Source organism: Candidatus Nitrosotenuis chungbukensis (assembly GCF_000685395.1).
In the GTDB taxonomy this organism is placed as follows: Archaea; Thermoproteota; Nitrososphaeria; order Nitrososphaerales; family Nitrosopumilaceae; genus Nitrosotenuis; species Nitrosotenuis chungbukensis.
In genome coordinates this window covers 161,674-176,733 of sequence record NZ_AVSQ01000020.1, presented here as the reverse complement: position 1 = coordinate 176,733, position 15,060 = coordinate 161,674, and the positions used below count along the sequence as shown (strand labels likewise).

At 40.9% G+C, this 15,060-nt stretch carries 17 protein-coding genes; 11 read left to right on the top strand and 6 right to left on the bottom strand.

The features are described from left to right. Positions 1 to 26 precede the first annotated feature (26 nt). The 3 genes from NKMY2_RS08970 to NKMY2_RS08960 form a co-directional block, all read right to left on the bottom strand. Positions 27 to 980 carry a hypothetical protein gene (locus tag NKMY2_RS08970; RefSeq protein ID WP_238549818.1) on the bottom strand — a complete coding sequence of 318 codons (954 nt, stop codon included), beginning with the start codon at positions 978 to 980 and terminating at the stop codon, positions 27 to 29. 367 nt (positions 981 to 1,347) lie between these two features. Beyond that, a complete protein-coding gene (locus NKMY2_RS08965) occupies positions 1,348 to 1,794 on the bottom strand; it encodes a hypothetical protein (RefSeq protein WP_052347702.1) in 447 nt (148 codons plus the stop codon). Further along, positions 1,791 to 2,090, bottom strand: a complete 300-nt coding sequence (locus NKMY2_RS08960) for a hypothetical protein (protein ID WP_042687259.1) — start codon at positions 2,088 to 2,090, stop codon at positions 1,791 to 1,793. Before NKMY2_RS08960 ends, NKMY2_RS08965 begins: the two co-directional genes overlap by 4 nt. 111 nt (positions 2,091 to 2,201) lie before the next feature. Here NKMY2_RS08960 and NKMY2_RS08955 point away from each other — a divergent pair, with 111 nt between their 5' ends. Beyond that, on the top strand, positions 2,202 to 4,049 hold the full coding sequence (locus NKMY2_RS08955) for a sensor histidine kinase (protein ID WP_177316542.1): 1,848 nt from the start codon (positions 2,202 to 2,204) through the stop codon (positions 4,047 to 4,049). Positions 4,050 to 4,099: 50 nt separating this feature from the next. Then, a complete protein-coding gene (locus tag NKMY2_RS08950) occupies positions 4,100 to 4,465 on the top strand; it encodes a response regulator (RefSeq protein ID WP_042687254.1) in 366 nt (121 codons plus the stop codon). A gap of 2 nt (positions 4,466 to 4,467) precedes the next feature. On the opposite strand, the gene NKMY2_RS08945 is transcribed toward NKMY2_RS08950, so the two are convergent. Further along, positions 4,468 to 5,310 (bottom strand): hypothetical protein, encoded by an 843-nt coding sequence (locus NKMY2_RS08945; RefSeq protein ID WP_042687252.1) that lies wholly within the window; start codon positions 5,308 to 5,310, stop codon positions 4,468 to 4,470. Positions 5,311 to 5,617: 307 nt separating this feature from the next. On the opposite strand from NKMY2_RS08945, the gene NKMY2_RS08940 reads away from it, so the two are divergent. The 8 genes from NKMY2_RS08940 (at position 5,618) to NKMY2_RS08905 (ending at position 12,291) form a co-directional block, all read left to right on the top strand. Beyond that, entirely contained in the window at positions 5,618 to 6,421 is an 804-nt protein-coding gene (locus NKMY2_RS08940) for a tetratricopeptide repeat protein (protein WP_042687249.1), read from the top strand. A 576-nt stretch (positions 6,422 to 6,997) separates the two neighbouring features. Beyond that, complete coding sequence (locus NKMY2_RS08935) at positions 6,998 to 7,453, top strand: hypothetical protein (protein WP_177316541.1); 456 nt, start codon at positions 6,998 to 7,000, stop codon at positions 7,451 to 7,453. 188 nt (positions 7,454 to 7,641) lie between these two features. After that, positions 7,642 to 7,929 (top strand): hypothetical protein, encoded by a 288-nt coding sequence (locus NKMY2_RS08930; protein WP_042687243.1) that lies wholly within the window; start codon positions 7,642 to 7,644, stop codon positions 7,927 to 7,929. 231 nt (positions 7,930 to 8,160) lie between these two features. Then, a complete protein-coding gene (locus tag NKMY2_RS08925; protein ID WP_042687240.1) occupies positions 8,161 to 9,582 on the top strand; it encodes an SLC13 family permease in 1,422 nt (473 codons plus the stop codon). Then, positions 9,583 to 10,563 (top strand): sodium:calcium antiporter, encoded by a 981-nt coding sequence (locus NKMY2_RS08920; protein ID WP_052347700.1) that lies wholly within the window; start codon positions 9,583 to 9,585, stop codon positions 10,561 to 10,563. A 20-nt stretch (positions 10,564 to 10,583) separates the two neighbouring features. Beyond that, complete coding sequence (locus tag NKMY2_RS08915) at positions 10,584 to 10,796, top strand: universal stress protein (RefSeq protein WP_042687237.1); 213 nt, start codon at positions 10,584 to 10,586, stop codon at positions 10,794 to 10,796. An 82-nt stretch (positions 10,797 to 10,878) separates the two neighbouring features. Then, positions 10,879 to 11,250 carry a hypothetical protein gene (locus NKMY2_RS08910; RefSeq protein WP_042687235.1) on the top strand — a complete coding sequence of 124 codons (372 nt, stop codon included), beginning with the start codon at positions 10,879 to 10,881 and terminating at the stop codon, positions 11,248 to 11,250. A gap of 213 nt (positions 11,251 to 11,463) precedes the next feature. Further along, positions 11,464 to 12,291, top strand: a complete 828-nt coding sequence (locus NKMY2_RS08905; protein ID WP_157832515.1) for a hypothetical protein — start codon at positions 11,464 to 11,466, stop codon at positions 12,289 to 12,291. Here NKMY2_RS08905 and NKMY2_RS10355 read toward each other — a convergent pair. Then, positions 12,288 to 12,890: a hypothetical protein gene (locus NKMY2_RS10355; RefSeq protein ID WP_052347696.1), complete on the bottom strand. Its 603-nt coding sequence runs from the start codon at positions 12,888 to 12,890 to the stop codon at positions 12,288 to 12,290. The two genes, NKMY2_RS08905 and NKMY2_RS10355, sit on opposite strands and share 4 nt — an antisense overlap. A gap of 71 nt (positions 12,891 to 12,961) precedes the next feature. After that, the gene (locus tag NKMY2_RS08895) at positions 12,962 to 13,657 is read right to left on the bottom strand and encodes a hypothetical protein (protein WP_042687233.1); all 696 of its coding nucleotides are present in this window, start codon (positions 13,655 to 13,657) and stop codon (positions 12,962 to 12,964) included. A gap of 341 nt (positions 13,658 to 13,998) precedes the next feature. On the opposite strand from NKMY2_RS08895, the gene NKMY2_RS08885 reads away from it, so the two are divergent. Continuing rightward, positions 13,999 to 15,006: a magnesium transporter gene (locus tag NKMY2_RS08885; RefSeq protein ID WP_052347694.1), complete on the top strand. Its 1,008-nt coding sequence runs from the start codon at positions 13,999 to 14,001 to the stop codon at positions 15,004 to 15,006. Positions 15,007 to 15,060: the final 54 nt, after the last annotated feature.

Below are 15,060 nucleotides of genomic sequence, written 5' to 3'. Positions count from 1 at the left end.
TGCTGCGTGTGATATTTTGCGTGTACTCAGATAACTATGATCTTTTTTTCAATCAGATATTGAAGTCCTGATAAAAAATCATCATCTGTTATGAGGTTTTGACCGTACCACCTGGCCGTGTTTTTGAACCAAGAAGGGATGGCCTCCTCTTGATCGTTCTGCAGTACTGTGTTGTAGTTAACTACGATGATGTTTTGCCTTATCAAATCTGCAATTCCGTCGATAAAGCGTTTATCTCCAATTTCGTCATCTGACCACATCTGTGCGTATTGTTTTACCCATCTTGGAATAATCATTCTCGTTTGTTCTGTCATGCCGACAACATCGTGGATTGTTTTTTCCGAAAACTGTCTGTCAAACCATGCTTTGAATAAATCCTCGTCATTGTATCTGTCGATGTAATACTGTGGCGAATAACTAGGGTCAGGAAATCCGGGTACGTGTGTCGGTTTGTATCCTACGACCTCATGTATTGTATATTCTGCAAATATCGAGTCAAACCAGTGCTTGAATTCTGGCTCATTGGCGTATCTGTCATAGTAATGCTGCGGGGATTTGGCAGGATCTGGAAAGCCCCTGATCACAATCTTTGGTTTTGGCTCCTCTGGCACTTGTAATCTGGGTTCTGTTTTTTTCTCTTCAAGTGGTTTTTCCACTGGCTTTGAAAACTGGAATGATTTTTCTACTTTTTCTCCTGCATATGATGCCAGAACCGTATATGTTCCAGACTCTTGCCATTTTGGACCTTCTATGTCAAACGTAGCTGAAAACTTGCCTGAACGTGATGGGAACATTTGATCTATTGCAACAATGTCTGTTGTGCTTCTAATCTGAATTATGACAAACATTTCCTGCTGATACTCTACATTTCCAGAAATCTTGATTGTGTCACCATATTTGTACGTCGATTTGTCAAGCAAGATGACGGGATCTGCGAAAGCAGCTGAAAATGACATCATCGCAATCATGAGCAAAGGCATTGTGAATTTCAGACAGTTTTTACAAATTTTAAAAATGACTCTGATGTGTTGTTCATATGATACATGATGGTTTCTACATTCTTGGAATGTTGCAGTACGTTGTCGTTTTTGCATAACTTTAGCTTGAATAATTGCTCGCACAATCAAGGGAGCAAAATTCCGATCTCCTGTTTTCAAATTCTTTTCCACATTTTTTACATTTCATGATGATCACAAATCTGTTTTCAGCACATGTGAACCAGATGGGGTGGTTGCACTTCCACCCCATCTGATATGACAGCGCTTCGTTGTATATCCGACACGCATGATGAATATTTTTTCATTTAATTATTATCACTTGTCCATTAGTTGCGGCATGCCTTTCATTTTAGAAGTATCCTAAAATGAACTTGTACCTTCCTATCTCGGACCAACTACTGCCTGTGATCTTTCCCTGTTTTGAGTCTATTACTTTCTGCACGGCCTCATGACTCTGGGTTATCTTGTATCCTAGAGTGTTGCCGTTTTTTGCCTTCATCACTGCACCGTAGATACTACAATCTCCTTTTGGAATTACCTTGTTTACGCCCTGATAGATGGTCTCTATGTCTGAGCTCAAAACAACCTCTGTTATGCCCAAGCTATGGTCGTCTGCACATACCCTTAGAATGTACTTCCACCAGCCGGACTTTCCTTTTAGCGGCTCTGCAATTCTATCCTTGACATATTTTGAGTTTTCCTGTTTCTCATACGTGACTGCAGCGTCAGAATGCAAAGACGTGTTGGCCAAAATTACTAGTGCTACCATTAAAGAGATGCCGAGTAGCTTTATCATTGCTTTACTGCCCCCGATGCAGAACTGGCACCTTGACTCTCAAATTTGCCTGATGTTTCACACGTCGTATGTGTGATTCTTAATTCGGTGTTGCAGTGCGTGCACTTTCTGATAGTTGCTCTTTTGCAAGCAATGCAATTTGCCAAATGTATGAGTGCACCATCGCAGTATTCGCATGCATAAAATAATTTTTTAATCACACTGTCATAATGTGCAAGCCTTTCTCTCTCCGAATCTAATTGGTCTGACTTTATTTCTGAAGCCCAATCATTGATTTTTCTTATTTGCTGATTCATGAAACAAGTTTCACAAAATGTTATTAGTCGATACCTGACATCTTGCGGCATGCCTTTTTCATAAGTTGAAAAACTAGAGTTTAAATGCAAAAAGGACGACACAAGACACCATTGAGAATTTCATATTTGCTGATAGCGTCAATCACGGTACTCTTTCTGACCTATGCGATTCATAGCTACTTTACCTATGATTTTACGGTCAACGAAGCAAAAAAGACAACACTGCTTAGGAATCAGGCACAGGCAAACAATATCATGCAAGATCTTGACAAGTACATAGATCAGAAAATTGCGGATTTTCATGATCTTACACAAATAAGACAAATTCAAACAAGAGTGGCCGAATCAAACCGAAACTTTGATCCTGATTCCGATCTTACCGAACTGGACTCACAAATTGACGCTGCGGCCGACGGTAAAACGACTCCGTTTTTGAAGGATGTCCTGAAAAACGAAATATCTGACGAGCTGCGTGATTTTGCAACTGCGTACAACAATGAATACAACTATGACGTGATTAAGGAATTATTTGTAACGAATCAATACGGTGCAAACATCGCGTTGGCAAGTGGCAAATCTGATTATGTACAGGCAGATGAGGAGTGGTGGCAGGCCACAAAAAACAAACAAATCTACGTGGGGCCGATGAAATTTGATAGTAATTACAACGATCATGTGATGACATTTGCCTATCCTATCTTGGATGACTCTTCCGATTATATCGGCACTCTTAGTGTTTCTGTGAGCTTACGCGTTCTGCTACAAGAGTTTGTAAATGATGCCGACGTTGTAAACGCTGCCAAAAAAACAGTCGTACTACTAGATGAAAACGGAAACGTGTTATTTGAAAACGGAAACTTTTTCCCAACTGAGACGCCCAAAGAATATTTCTCCAGCATCACATCCGATAATGGAAGCTTTGAATATACTCTGGCAAGCCCGACATTCGTCTCTTATGCCTCATCTATAGGGTACAAGGATTTTAGCGGTTCTGGCTGGACTGTTGTCATTGAACAGGAATCTTCCGTGGTTGATGAGTTTGAAGAACTTGAAAAAAACTTCCTGACGTCGACGCTAATTGGAATAACATCTGCCGCTATTTTGGGTGTCACGCTGTCGTATTTTGTTACAAGTCCTCTTGCCAAACTGTCAAAACTTACAATGCGTCTGGGGAAGGGAGATTTTGAGGCAAAAACGCCAAAAAGCAGAATTGCAGAGATTAACTCGATAATTGACTCATTTAACGAGATGGAAGTGTCTTTGAAAAAACTATTCAAAACAGAAAAAAGCCTAGCAGAGGCAAATGCGCGCATAAAAAATGAAAGACTGACTGCCATTGGTGAGCTCGCGGCGAGCATGGCACACGACATGAAAAACCCCCTTGGCACGATTCAAAGCGGGATGGACATCATAAAGAGAAACACTACAATTGATCCTCAGATTGGCGAAGTCATTCAAAGGATGGAGAGGGCAGTATCTCGCATGTCTCATCAGGTAGAAGACGTTCTGAACTTTGTAAGGATAACGCCGCTTTCCCTAAGGCCTGTCTCGCTAAACACCATGATCAATTCTGCGATAAAATCAGTCGAAACACCCAAAGCAATTCAAGTTGTCGTTCAGGGCGATGACATCACAATAACATGCGATGAGAAAAAAATGGAAATTGTATTTATCAATTTGATACTGAACTCCATACAATCCATTGCAGGCCAAGGCAAAATCACAATTAGAATCAGCAAAGCAAACGGAAACGCTGTGATCGAAATAGAAGACACTGGCTCTGGCGTGCCGCAGAGCGTTATTTCAGACATCTTCAAACCGCTCGTAACTACTAAGCAAAAGGGAACCGGCCTGGGACTTGCAAGTTGCAAAAACATTATTGAGCAGCACGGCGGCTCGATCAAATTTCAGAACAACCCGACGATTTTTACAGTCACAATTCCAATACCTGCCAACTGATGGAGGATTTGTCAGCAAGTCTTTTATCAAGTTGTTAGGTTCTAAATTAAGTGGACTATAGAAAAATCATCCTGCTGGTGGATGATGATGTTGATTTGTTGGAAAATACTGCTTTTATGATTAAGGGCATGGGCCATGACGTTTTCACAGCACGTGATGGTGAGGACGGGATATCAAAATACAAGGATGTCAAACCGAACCTGACGTTTATGGATATTAGGATGCCAAAAATGGACGGTTATGACGCGTTTTTTAAGATAAAGCAGATTGATCCTGCTGCCAAAGTCATTCTTATCACCGCATACAACCAGGACGAAAAAAAATACCTCAAGGCCAAGAGCATGTCTTTGCTTGACTCTATATCGAAGCCTTATTCTTTTGAAACGTTAGAGGGCATAATCAACAAGTACGCCTAGTGCTACTTTCTACCCAGTTTCTTGATTGTGGTGAACCTTTCTTGGTAGAACCTTATCGCCTCGTCGGCAAAGCCATAATACCATTTTTTGATCTCTTGATCCGATGTGATCTTTTTCCATTTCGCGTCATCGATGGATGATTTTGAGCCCGATGAAATTAGCAGATGTGTGTAAAACCAGCATGAGATCTGATCGGCCAATTTCTTTTCATCAATGTACTCGAAATATTCTTGGTACTTTATTGATAGGTATGTGAGGAGCTCAAACACTGGGAATTTTGACATTTTTGTTACCTGTATGTTGTCAAGAAAAATTCCATTTGCTAGAGTTTTTAGCCTATATGTGTCGCCTCCGATGATCGATTTTAGGTACTCCCATTTTCCAAAAACCCATGGCAGAACATGCGAGTAGTGTTTTGCTAGCGTATCGATTTCCTTATTTGTAAAGTCAAGAACATCTAGACAGTACAGTATCCCGTGTAATGATAATCTGTAAATGTCTGCAGGCGCACGATCATAATTTTTACCATCTGCTACTACTAGCCCAACGTCTAGGACGCCAGGGGAATGCTTGCCGCGGTCCTTTCTTCCTTTTAGCAACCTTCTGTATTCTTTTTCTTTCGTTCTTATTCCAGACTTCTCGTCATGCAGGACCACCTTTGCCATTCCCCACGTGGTGAGTGGGCCGTGGAGTGCTAGGATCTCCAGCATTTTTTGCACATTAGCATGATGCTTTATGGCCGTTTTTCTTCGGAATGAATAGCTTCCAAAAAGTCGCTTTGCCGTTGGAAGTACATACAGTTTGTATGAATGAAGGTTTCCGTAAACTCCTATCTCAGAAGGCATACCGCAATGTAGGGGCTAATTACTAATAATATTTTCTCATAACAAACTCATGAACCAACTAACTGTCTGTATGACAAAGGAAGATCTGGTGGGCGAAGCAAGAAAGCAATGCAAAAAATGCCAAAACGTCATGACTGAACGTAACTATTGTACTGAATGCAGGCATCCTGTTTTTGCACAATGTATTGGCTGCAATTACAAAGAACTGGTGGATTTGCATGAGTTTTGTTATTGCCAATTGGAACTATTTGGCACATAACTCGCTCACGGCAATATTTTTTTAAATGATGAGAACTGATGATCTACCATGAAAGTCATTTTTGTCATTTTTTTCTTTTTTGTTGTGGTTTTACTGTCTCAGAATGTTTATGCTGCCCCGAACATTCCTTCATGGGTAAAAGAGACTGCCAAATGGTGGGTTGAAGGCAAGATCACAGAAAAAGAATTCCTAAACGCAATAGAGTACCTAGTAGAGAAAGGATACATTGTACTGGACGGTCAAAAAAACAATGAAAACATAGTGCTGTCTACAACAAGCACCACAAAACTACTGGAGGCTGCAGTGCAAAACCTCAAAGAAGAAGACAATGAAGTGGCGCTTCTTTATTTCAACGAGGCGTTAAAACGAGAACCAGATAACGTCAAAGCTCTTGTGGATAAGGGCATTGCGATGGCAAGGACCGGTGACCTGGACGGCGCAAAATACATCTTTGACCAGGCAATCCGAGTGGGGGAAATGAAAAAGAGCTTAGACTATAGGGCAGTAATTAATGCCGGCATAGCGATCTCAATATATGGAAATCAAACTGATGCAGTGCCGTACTTTGATAGGGTGATTACAAATGCAGACAAGGTGGACGCAAATACACTGTATGCCGCATATGTCAACAAGGGAATCACCTACTATGAGCAAGGAAGGTATGCAGATGCCATAGGGCAGTATGATAAGGCCTTGGAAATCAATCCTGGACGTCTTGGCGCCATAGTCAACAAGGCAAACGCTCTACAGGAGATGGAACTATATGACGAGGCTTTGAAATATTTTGAAAAAGCATACACCATCACATCTGATCCGTTGCGATGGAAGCCAACTTTTGTTCTAGTGGAGTAGAAACAAAAAACAGAAACTAAAGCACGCCGCGGCACAGTGACTATTTCTTTATATCAAAAATAATCACACATCTTGGAAATTCCCGATGAACATTGTAGGCAGTGTGGAAATATTCAGGTGACTAGCGCGCTTTGTGCAAAATGTAAGAAGAGCATTCAGAAAATCTGCATCGTGTGCGGACAAAAGACTGTGGAGCAGTTCCACCTAAACTGTTTTTATGAATTGGAATGCCTGCAGATTGTCGGCTCGCGAAAGATTGAATGTGTGGTGTAAGAAGGCACACCGCAAAACCACGATTATGCACTAATAATATGATTTGATTGTTTAGTCATGAACACAAACTACGGCGTTCCATACCCAGCGTTACGAGATGGTGTGTATAGGTGTTTTCAACCAACCCCCAATATGTCGATAGTTTGTGTTCAATATTTTTTCCAGGGGATTTAGATGCTATTGAAAACTCTGAAAATAAACTGTTTGGGAATGTTTGCAGGAGTTCTAGTACTTGCCATGACAATTTCTGGTGCTTCAATTATTTCCGCTGAAGCTAAATTTGATGATAATATGTGTAAATTGATGTACGAAAGATACAAAGAGTTAGGCGAGAAAAAATTCCGTGAAAAATATGGGCATAAAGTCTTTACAAGTGAATGCATAAAATTGTACAAAAGCTCAGGCTGGTATTTCGTAGGAAAAAGCAAAATTGACAAAAATTACGAAGAGATCGGCATGCTGATGCAAGGTGCGAAAGAAAAGAAGATCGATGTAAAAATACTGTCATCCGTGTCTCTGGGCAAAGAAAAATTCCTAGTCAAGTTCAGGGCATGCATGGAAAAATCCGCAATTCTGCAGCCGTCGTTTTTGATCAAATCCCCAATTGAGCAGTATGTTGTGCTATCGAGCAAAACTCTGCAAACGGGAAAATGTAACGATTACAACGTTCAAATAAATGCAAAACAGACATCCAGCATTCAAATAGAATACATTCCAGATCTATCAAAATACAAAAACATCAAATCTAAAATGATCTGATCCTACTGTCATTCTGAAAACTTTTCTTGAATTTACACGGTTTTACTGTAGTAAGGCATGCCGCCAGCAGTTGAATATTTACTAATATTATTTTGTGGAACCATCCTCATGCGGACAAAACAACAAAACGCAGGCGATTTGAAAAACTCTGATCGTCTAGTCTTTGCAGGGTCTCAAGAGGAGGTGAAATGGTGAGGACAATTAAGGTCATGAGTCTGATTGCAATTCTATCTGTTGCCTTGGTATCTGCTAGCATGTCATCTGCGGAAGCAAAGAAAGCAAGCGTTGACGATAGGCTGGCTCCGAAAAGCTTTGGGGCTAAATCAATTCAAAAGATTAACATTGAAAAGACATACGACGATAAATCTGACTCGAAAAAGATGATGGGGCTCAAAGCTGAACAACTAAAGGCAAAACTCAAACTCATTGAGGCGCAAAAAGCATTAGAGTTTGTCAAGAAGACATACAAGATCTAAACCCATTCTTTTTTTATTTTTATTTTCATTTTCAATAGTTGGTCTGGTATAAATCTGGATTTTGTGAGGCGTTCTGCGGATTTTTCACGTTAAATTCACCTGTTTGATTTTATGTTGTTTGGAAGCAAAAACTATGTCATGACTTGCATATTGGATAAAAATCCGGATATGTTCATTATCAACTGTGATTTTTATAAAAAATACCATAAGGATATCTGGGAGGACTAGTCTGTGGATGCTGCAAACTCGATTATATCGATAAATAAAACGGGATTTTTTGTAGGCATTGCTGTATTTTTACTGGTTATATTTCTGCCAATTGACGGGCTGTCTTTTGAAGCAAAGGCAGTCCTTGCAACTGCGTCTCTGATGGGAACTTGGTGGATTACAGAGACAATACCAATCTACATTACTGCTCTTATTCCCCTGATTCTGTTTCCGATGCTAAACGTAGGAGATGTTGTAAAGACATCTACATCCTATGCCGATAGAATAATTTTCCTTCTTTTGGGAGGTTTTTTTCTTGCAAGTGCAGTTGAAAGATGTGGGCTTCACAAAAGATTTGCCATGCACATACTCAAAATATTTGGTTCAAGACCCAAGTATGTAATAGGATCATTCATCATAATCACCGGTTCGCTTTCCGCATGGATGAGTAACACTGCTACTGCATTGCTTATGATGCCAATTGCCACTGCATTACTTGCATCGGTGAATCCTAAAACAAAGGACAAGTTTTCCATCTGTCTAATTCTTGGAATCGCTTATGCTGCAAGTATTGGAGGCATTGCCACCTTAATTGGAACTACACCAAATGTGATTTTTGCATCTTTGGCAAAATCATTAGTTGGTGTAGATGTAAGCTTTGTTCAATGGATGTTAGTAGGTCTGCCGGTTAGCATAATATCACTTTTTATTTTATGGTGGTATCTTGTCTCTGCCGTAAGGGTTGGCAAGGAGTCGTTGTTTGAAGAAAATAATTTCATTGAAAAGAAACTAGAGGAACTGGGCAGAATTACTCCAGAAGAAAAAATAGTGCTTGCGGTTTTTACAGTAACTGTCATTGCTTGGATCACGCGCGGGCTGTTCTGGTCTACACTACTTCCAATGGTTGATGACTCTGCAATAGCGCTTGGCTCATCGCTTGCCTTGTTTTTAATTTCTTATAAAAGTAAAAGAATGCTTGACTGGAAATCCGCATCGAAAATACCGTGGGGCATTCTGTTTTTGATTGGCGGCGGGTTGGCATTGGCAGGTGGGTTTGTTGCCACTGGATTAGACACTTGGATTGTGTCAAAGCTGACCTTTCTAGTTGAACTGCCTTTTTTTATCATAATTGTGATCCTATTGACAATCGTGGTATTTCTCGAGTTTCTTAGTAATACTGCAACTAGTGCGCTTATGATCCCAATTGCAGCATCGCTTGCACATGCAATGGATATCAATCCCATACTGCTCATGATGCCAATTGCAGTTGGCGCAAGCTTTGGGTTTGTCCTGCCTACAAGCACTCCGCCAAACGCTATTGCGATATCAAGCGGCCTTGTGAGAACAAAAACAATGGCGAAGATTGGACTGCCTCTGAACATAATTACGATAATTTCAACTGCGATTCTGACTACGCTACTGATTCCATTGGTGTGGGGACAATAGTTGTCTGAATTAATCATTGATCTGGTATTGTTGATTGTATTTCTTGCAATTCTTGTGAAGAGCGCAAATTTTGCCATAGACTCCATAAGTAAATTCTCAAAAAGAACTGGAATTGGCGAGCTTGCAGCAGGATTTATCATAGTTGCAATTTCTACATCGACGCCAGAACTCAGCGTGGCAATATTTTCAGTCCATACTGAAAACGTGGGGATAACGCTAGGTGACATCTTTGGCTCAAATGTTACCAACATTGCATTGATAACTGCGATATTCCTACTGCTTTCCCCAATAAAGATGATTGAAAAAAAGACACTCAGAAACTTTATGCCGTTGCTTTTATCAGCATCTGCAATACCTGCTCTTTTACTGTTGGTTCAGGCTGGAAGTAAATTTATTGGAATCAGCTTGTTGGCTGTATTTGGATTTTTCATATATTATATCTTCAAAAGCAATCCAAAAGGTGATCATGAACAAATAGAAAGAACAGGCTCTATCTACAAACCGCTGATTTACTTTTTCATTGGAATTGGGCTAGTTATTTTCAGCGCAAGGATGATAGTGGATAGCGCATCTGCGATTGCATTGTCTTCTGGTATACGTGAGGCGATAATTGGGAGCACGATAGTCGCACTTGGCACATCGTTACCTGAGCTTACAGTGGATATTGCTGCCGTAAGAAAGAGACACCTGAGTTTAGCACTAGGCGATATTATCGGCTCTTGCATTACAAACATCACATTGGTTTTGGGCTTGGTGCTGGTATTATCTGAAATACACACGAATTTCATTGTACTGTCGACGCTAATTGGATTTGCACTCCTGTCTCCAACGGTATTGTTGATTTTATTGAGGAGAGGCAAGATTAAAAAGATTCAGAGTGTCATCTTGCTTGCAATATATGCGTCGTTTTTACTGATGTCGTTTGAGCTACATCAAATCGATCCTATGTTACAATTGAGTTTTGTAAATTGGTTTAATTAGGTATAAAACAAATTTTGTCCGTGTACAAAAAAATCCTTGTTCCTTATGCTGGCTCAAAACCATCTGATAGAGCGCTAGAAAGTGCAGTGATGCTTGCAAAGCATAGTGGCGCCAATGTTTTTCTTTTGAATATAGTTCCAGATATCCTATTGCCACCGCTTGTCGCAAGCATGGCAAGCATAACGGTGCTGGCGAAAACTCGTTTTGGATTTGGGACGTCTGCAAGAGCCTAATTGCACGTCTGCCATGGTAGTTTTTTTGTACAAAGTTACGCGACTCTTATTAATGACATGATCATAATAGTTGATATCGATAATGGGATTATTTAGCAAAAAAGGACTCGCATTTGAGAAGATAAAGCTTGACAAGTCACAAATAATGTCAGACGAGGTTACCTCGCTAAAAGTCAACGTAAAAAATTTTAAAGAAAAATTTGACAACATCGTAGTAAAAACAAACATCGAGGATGAGGGAAATCAGTACCTGACAATTAGCGCATCATCACTTAGTTTACCTAACTTGGATTTTCCTAATAGCAATACGGGAGATCACGAGATTGTGATCACGCCGTACAACATCCCCGTTAGCAAAATGTCCTTCAAGATAACTGTGGGGGTGTATGTCAGAAATAATGACAAACCAATGTTGAAAAAAGAACTTGTTCTAACTGTAAACAAAAGGCAATAGGCTTGGCATTGGCCATCTTTTATGATTGTGATTTGCCCGACGGAAAATGATGTCTCTGGTGATATTTTTGACTAAACAATCACAATAAAGTTATCCTGCAATTTATCAAAAATCCTGCAAAGTCTATATCGAGTTGGGCATGGCTACTTGTGCGATAATTAGTTTAACAAAAAGTAAGCATAAAATACAGACTAGGTGTGGCGTAATTTGAGATTGAATTCAAGTCTTGTTTTTGTATTGTTGACCACAAGTCTGTTTTTGCCAAGCCTTGCCTTTGCAGACGCTGGAACTATACAGGCAACTGTTAACGATTCAACATTTGATGTGACATATGATGCGACCGGACTTGATGTGACAGGAATTGACACTGACACCGAGTCTTCAACTGTCACAGTTTTTGTCACTACATCGGACATCTCTAGCACTTTGCAGATTACACTTGATAGGACTTTTTTTGACTCTAGGACCGGCGGGGAAGACGACGACTTTTTGGTACTGACAGACGGGTTTGAGGCAGCATTTGAAGAATCCAAAGACGACGCATCGCGAACTTTGACAATCGATGTGCCAGAGGGAACAAACTCAGTTGATATCATAGCATTGGGCTCGGCAAGCTTTGGATTAGAACCTGTATCTGCGATACCAGAAGAGGTGACACCTGAAGAGGTGCCAGAGGAAACCGTTCCTGAAGTCCCAGAAGAGATGACATGCGGGCCTGGAACCGTACTTGATAACGGAGTATGTGTACTGGAACAAGCAGAACCAGAGGAGGAAACCGTTCCTGAAGTCCCAGAAGAGATGACGTGCGGGCCTGGAACCACAATAAAGGACGGGACATGCGTATTAGATAAGACATGCGGACCTGGAACCATACTGTCTGATGGAGTCTGCATATTGGACCAATCCCAAGTGCCGCAATCCTCTGGAAGTCAGGGAATGGGCTTTGATCTTATCATGCCAATAGCTGCAGCATTTGTGATTGCCTTTGTCATAATGATAATTCTCTGGTCTATTGGCAAAGCAGGCAGAAGCAAAAACTAGGAGATAATTCTCTCATCTAAAAGATACTGCAATCCGTTTACAAACTCTGCATCTGAGATCTTTTTGTCTGCCCACCAAAGTCCGTTTGTCTTGTACCATGGTGGGATCTTGATGTTTTCTAAAATGGCGCCTCCTTGAAGACTAATGGTGCTGCTATCTGCAAGAAACTTTAGGAAAGTATAGTCTGATATCGTACCATGCGTCCATTCTGGCACCACCACGTTGCTTGCAAGTGGCATTACTGTGTTTCCTGAATCGACTATCTCAAATACAGTTGTGCCTTTTTGCCCTGCGTATTCTATTTCGATTTGGTACTCTCCTTCCTTGAAAATGGATACGTCAAAGGAATTTGGAGAAGTGATTGTAGTTACTGCGTTTTTTATCTGAATCTGTATTGCCGTGCTCTTTACTCCGTCTGAGTCTATGATGTGCATTATGGCATTGTCCCCCGTGACCTCTGACACGCTGATGATTATGCTAAGGTAGTCTCCATAGCTGTAAGTCTTTTTACTTGACGTGATTTGAATTTCGGCACTGGCAATCCCAGGCGAGACTAGGCAAATCATCAAAACACAAAACATCAGGATGTGGTATTTCACGTTTTAGGGCAAATCTGTACTACAAAAAAATGTTCCTAAAAAAACTGCAATCCGATTGTGCATGTGATAGTCTAGATGCGTGACTTGTCTTTTGACGTTATGCTGGAAAGCGCGCTCAGCGCGTCTGCTAATTTGCCTGAGTTGCCGTCGATTCCAAGTCTTGCAAGTTCTTCCCGTATTACCGCGAGCGGATCTTCTGGAATTTTTTTCTTGTTTTGTGCAATTTCGTCGTGCAGGTGTTTTAGCTGCTCTTCTTTTTGGTGTAATTCCATTTTTGTCTTTTGCACCTGCGATTCCTGATGTGTGAGTTTTTCCTTCATCTGCTCAATCTCTGATGCCATGTGGATGACTAGCGACTTTGTGTCGTTTTCTGTTATGTACTTGTAGTTGACCTTGTCAAGCTCTGATCTGGGCTTGATGTTGTTTCCATTGAGCGAGTCTATCTCTTCTTGGAATTTTCTGTCCCGCTCTTTGAGCATGTCCAGTTTTTCCTTTTTTGCCGCAAGATGGGCATTGACAAATTTCAGGTACTGGTTTGTGTTGCCTATCTGGTCTTTGAACTTGTCTGTTTTCTCTTTTACTGCCTCTTCCTTTGTTGATGGGATGATGTCCTTTCCAAAAATAATCGTCCTGTCAGTTACCGCTAGCGGGTCGACTACCTCTATTCGTGAGCCGACTCCGGTGATGTGAGACCAATCATCGTCTGAATCCTTCTTGGCCTGCTCTTTTTCTTCATCTGAAATTCTGTTTAGGTGCTTCTCGGCCATCTGCTTTTTAGTATTTTTTCTATGATATGATTTGGCAGTCGTCTAAAAAGAACAAACAAGTTTCACAACCTTTATCATGGGTTCATCGTAAGAAGGTAGAGTTTCTTCGGAAATTCCTGCGGGTGAAAAAACTTGGAGAATCTGACACTCGCAGACATTTTGTATTTTATAGGCAAGTCAAACTTGGGACTTCTGGAATTTTCTACCATGTGACACGGCACATAACTATCAAAGCTGACGTCTGGGCGTTTTGAGAAACACATATCGTATCTATTTCGTGCTTTAGAATCCTGGCGCTGGCATAAAATAAGAATTTAACAGACTAGTACCATTTTTGATTAGTGTCGTCTAAGACAAAGAAAAACAATTCTCGCGAAGATCTGGTAGACGCAAAGATGACAAAAAAGTTCCTGGCGTTTTTGCCCTCTCAAACAGTTGGGGAAATTGAAGATATCTTGGACGTAAAGGCAAAGGAGTTTGAGACCATAGGATACGTCTATGCTGTCGATGAAAAAGGCGTACTTGTCGGTGTATCTTCACTAAAACAGGTTCTTCAAGCCGCACCTGCAACAAGACTTGAAGAAATAATGAACAAGACTGTTGTTTCCATTCCGCAACACTCTCATCAAGAGCGGGCTGTCTATGTGGCACTAAAACATGGCCTGATGACAATACCAGTTGTGGATAATGAAAAACACCTCATGGGCGTAATTCCGCACAATGCCATACTTTCAATATTTCACCATGAGGCAAGAGAGGACTTTCTGAGATTTGGAGGAATACATCATGAAATTAAAGAGGAGATCGAGTCGCTTAAAACGCCTGCAACCAGATTGGTGAGGGCACGCCTCCCGTCTTTATTCATTGGGCTTCTTGGGGGGTTGATAGCTGCTGCAATTATTAGCAACTTTGAATCTTTTCTCAATGAATACCTCATACTTGCCTCGTTTATCCCTGTGATTGTATATCTTAGCGACGCCATAGGGACACAGTCTCAAACACTTGTAGTCAGGATGCTTGCATTGGAGCCGAATTTCTCCTTGAGGCGCTACATGTTTCGGGAAATAATCATTGGCTCGTTTCTGGGATTTATTTTTGCGGCATCGCTTTTTGCAGCCGCATTCCTTGGATGGGGGACATTTAACCTCGGAATTGTAATTGGCGCCTCGATTTTTCTAAGCATGATATCTCAGGCGTTTTTCTCTACAATAATTTCTGTTCTTTTTGAGAAGTTTGGAATAGATCCTGCCACCTCTGCAGGCCCGATTGCCACCATTATTAGCGACATTATGACAATTTCGACGTATTTTGGCATTGCCATATTGCTGCTGAATTTTTTGGCTAACTGATTACTTGAGACGGAAAAACAAATCTTAAGTTTTTAGTCATTGTGGGCGATTCAG

What these genes read in the sequence shown, in the direction of transcription:
- NKMY2_RS08940 (WP_042687249.1), top strand. Translation starts at nt 5,618, where the DNA reads ATGAAAGTCATTTTTGTCATTTTTTTCTTTTTTGTTGTGGTTTTACTG.
- NKMY2_RS08935 (WP_177316541.1), top strand. Translation starts at nt 6,998, where the DNA reads ATGTACGAAAGATACAAAGAGTTAGGCGAGAAAAAATTCCGTGAAAAA.
- NKMY2_RS08965 (WP_052347702.1), bottom strand. Translation starts at nt 1,794, where the DNA reads ATGATAAAGCTACTCGGCATCTCTTTAATGGTAGCACTAGTAATTTTG.
- NKMY2_RS08895 (WP_042687233.1), bottom strand. Translation starts at nt 13,657, where the DNA reads ATGGCCGAGAAGCACCTAAACAGAATTTCAGATGAAGAAAAAGAGCAG.
- NKMY2_RS08970 (WP_238549818.1), bottom strand. Translation starts at nt 980, where the DNA reads ATGCCTTTGCTCATGATTGCGATGATGTCATTTTCAGCTGCTTTCGCA.
- NKMY2_RS08910 (WP_042687235.1), top strand. Translation starts at nt 10,879, where the DNA reads ATGGGATTATTTAGCAAAAAAGGACTCGCATTTGAGAAGATAAAGCTT.
- NKMY2_RS08960 (WP_042687259.1), bottom strand. Translation starts at nt 2,090, where the DNA reads ATGAATCAGCAAATAAGAAAAATCAATGATTGGGCTTCAGAAATAAAG.
- NKMY2_RS08930 (WP_042687243.1), top strand. Translation starts at nt 7,642, where the DNA reads ATGGTGAGGACAATTAAGGTCATGAGTCTGATTGCAATTCTATCTGTT.
- NKMY2_RS08945 (WP_042687252.1), bottom strand. Translation starts at nt 5,310, where the DNA reads ATGCCTTCTGAGATAGGAGTTTACGGAAACCTTCATTCATACAAACTG.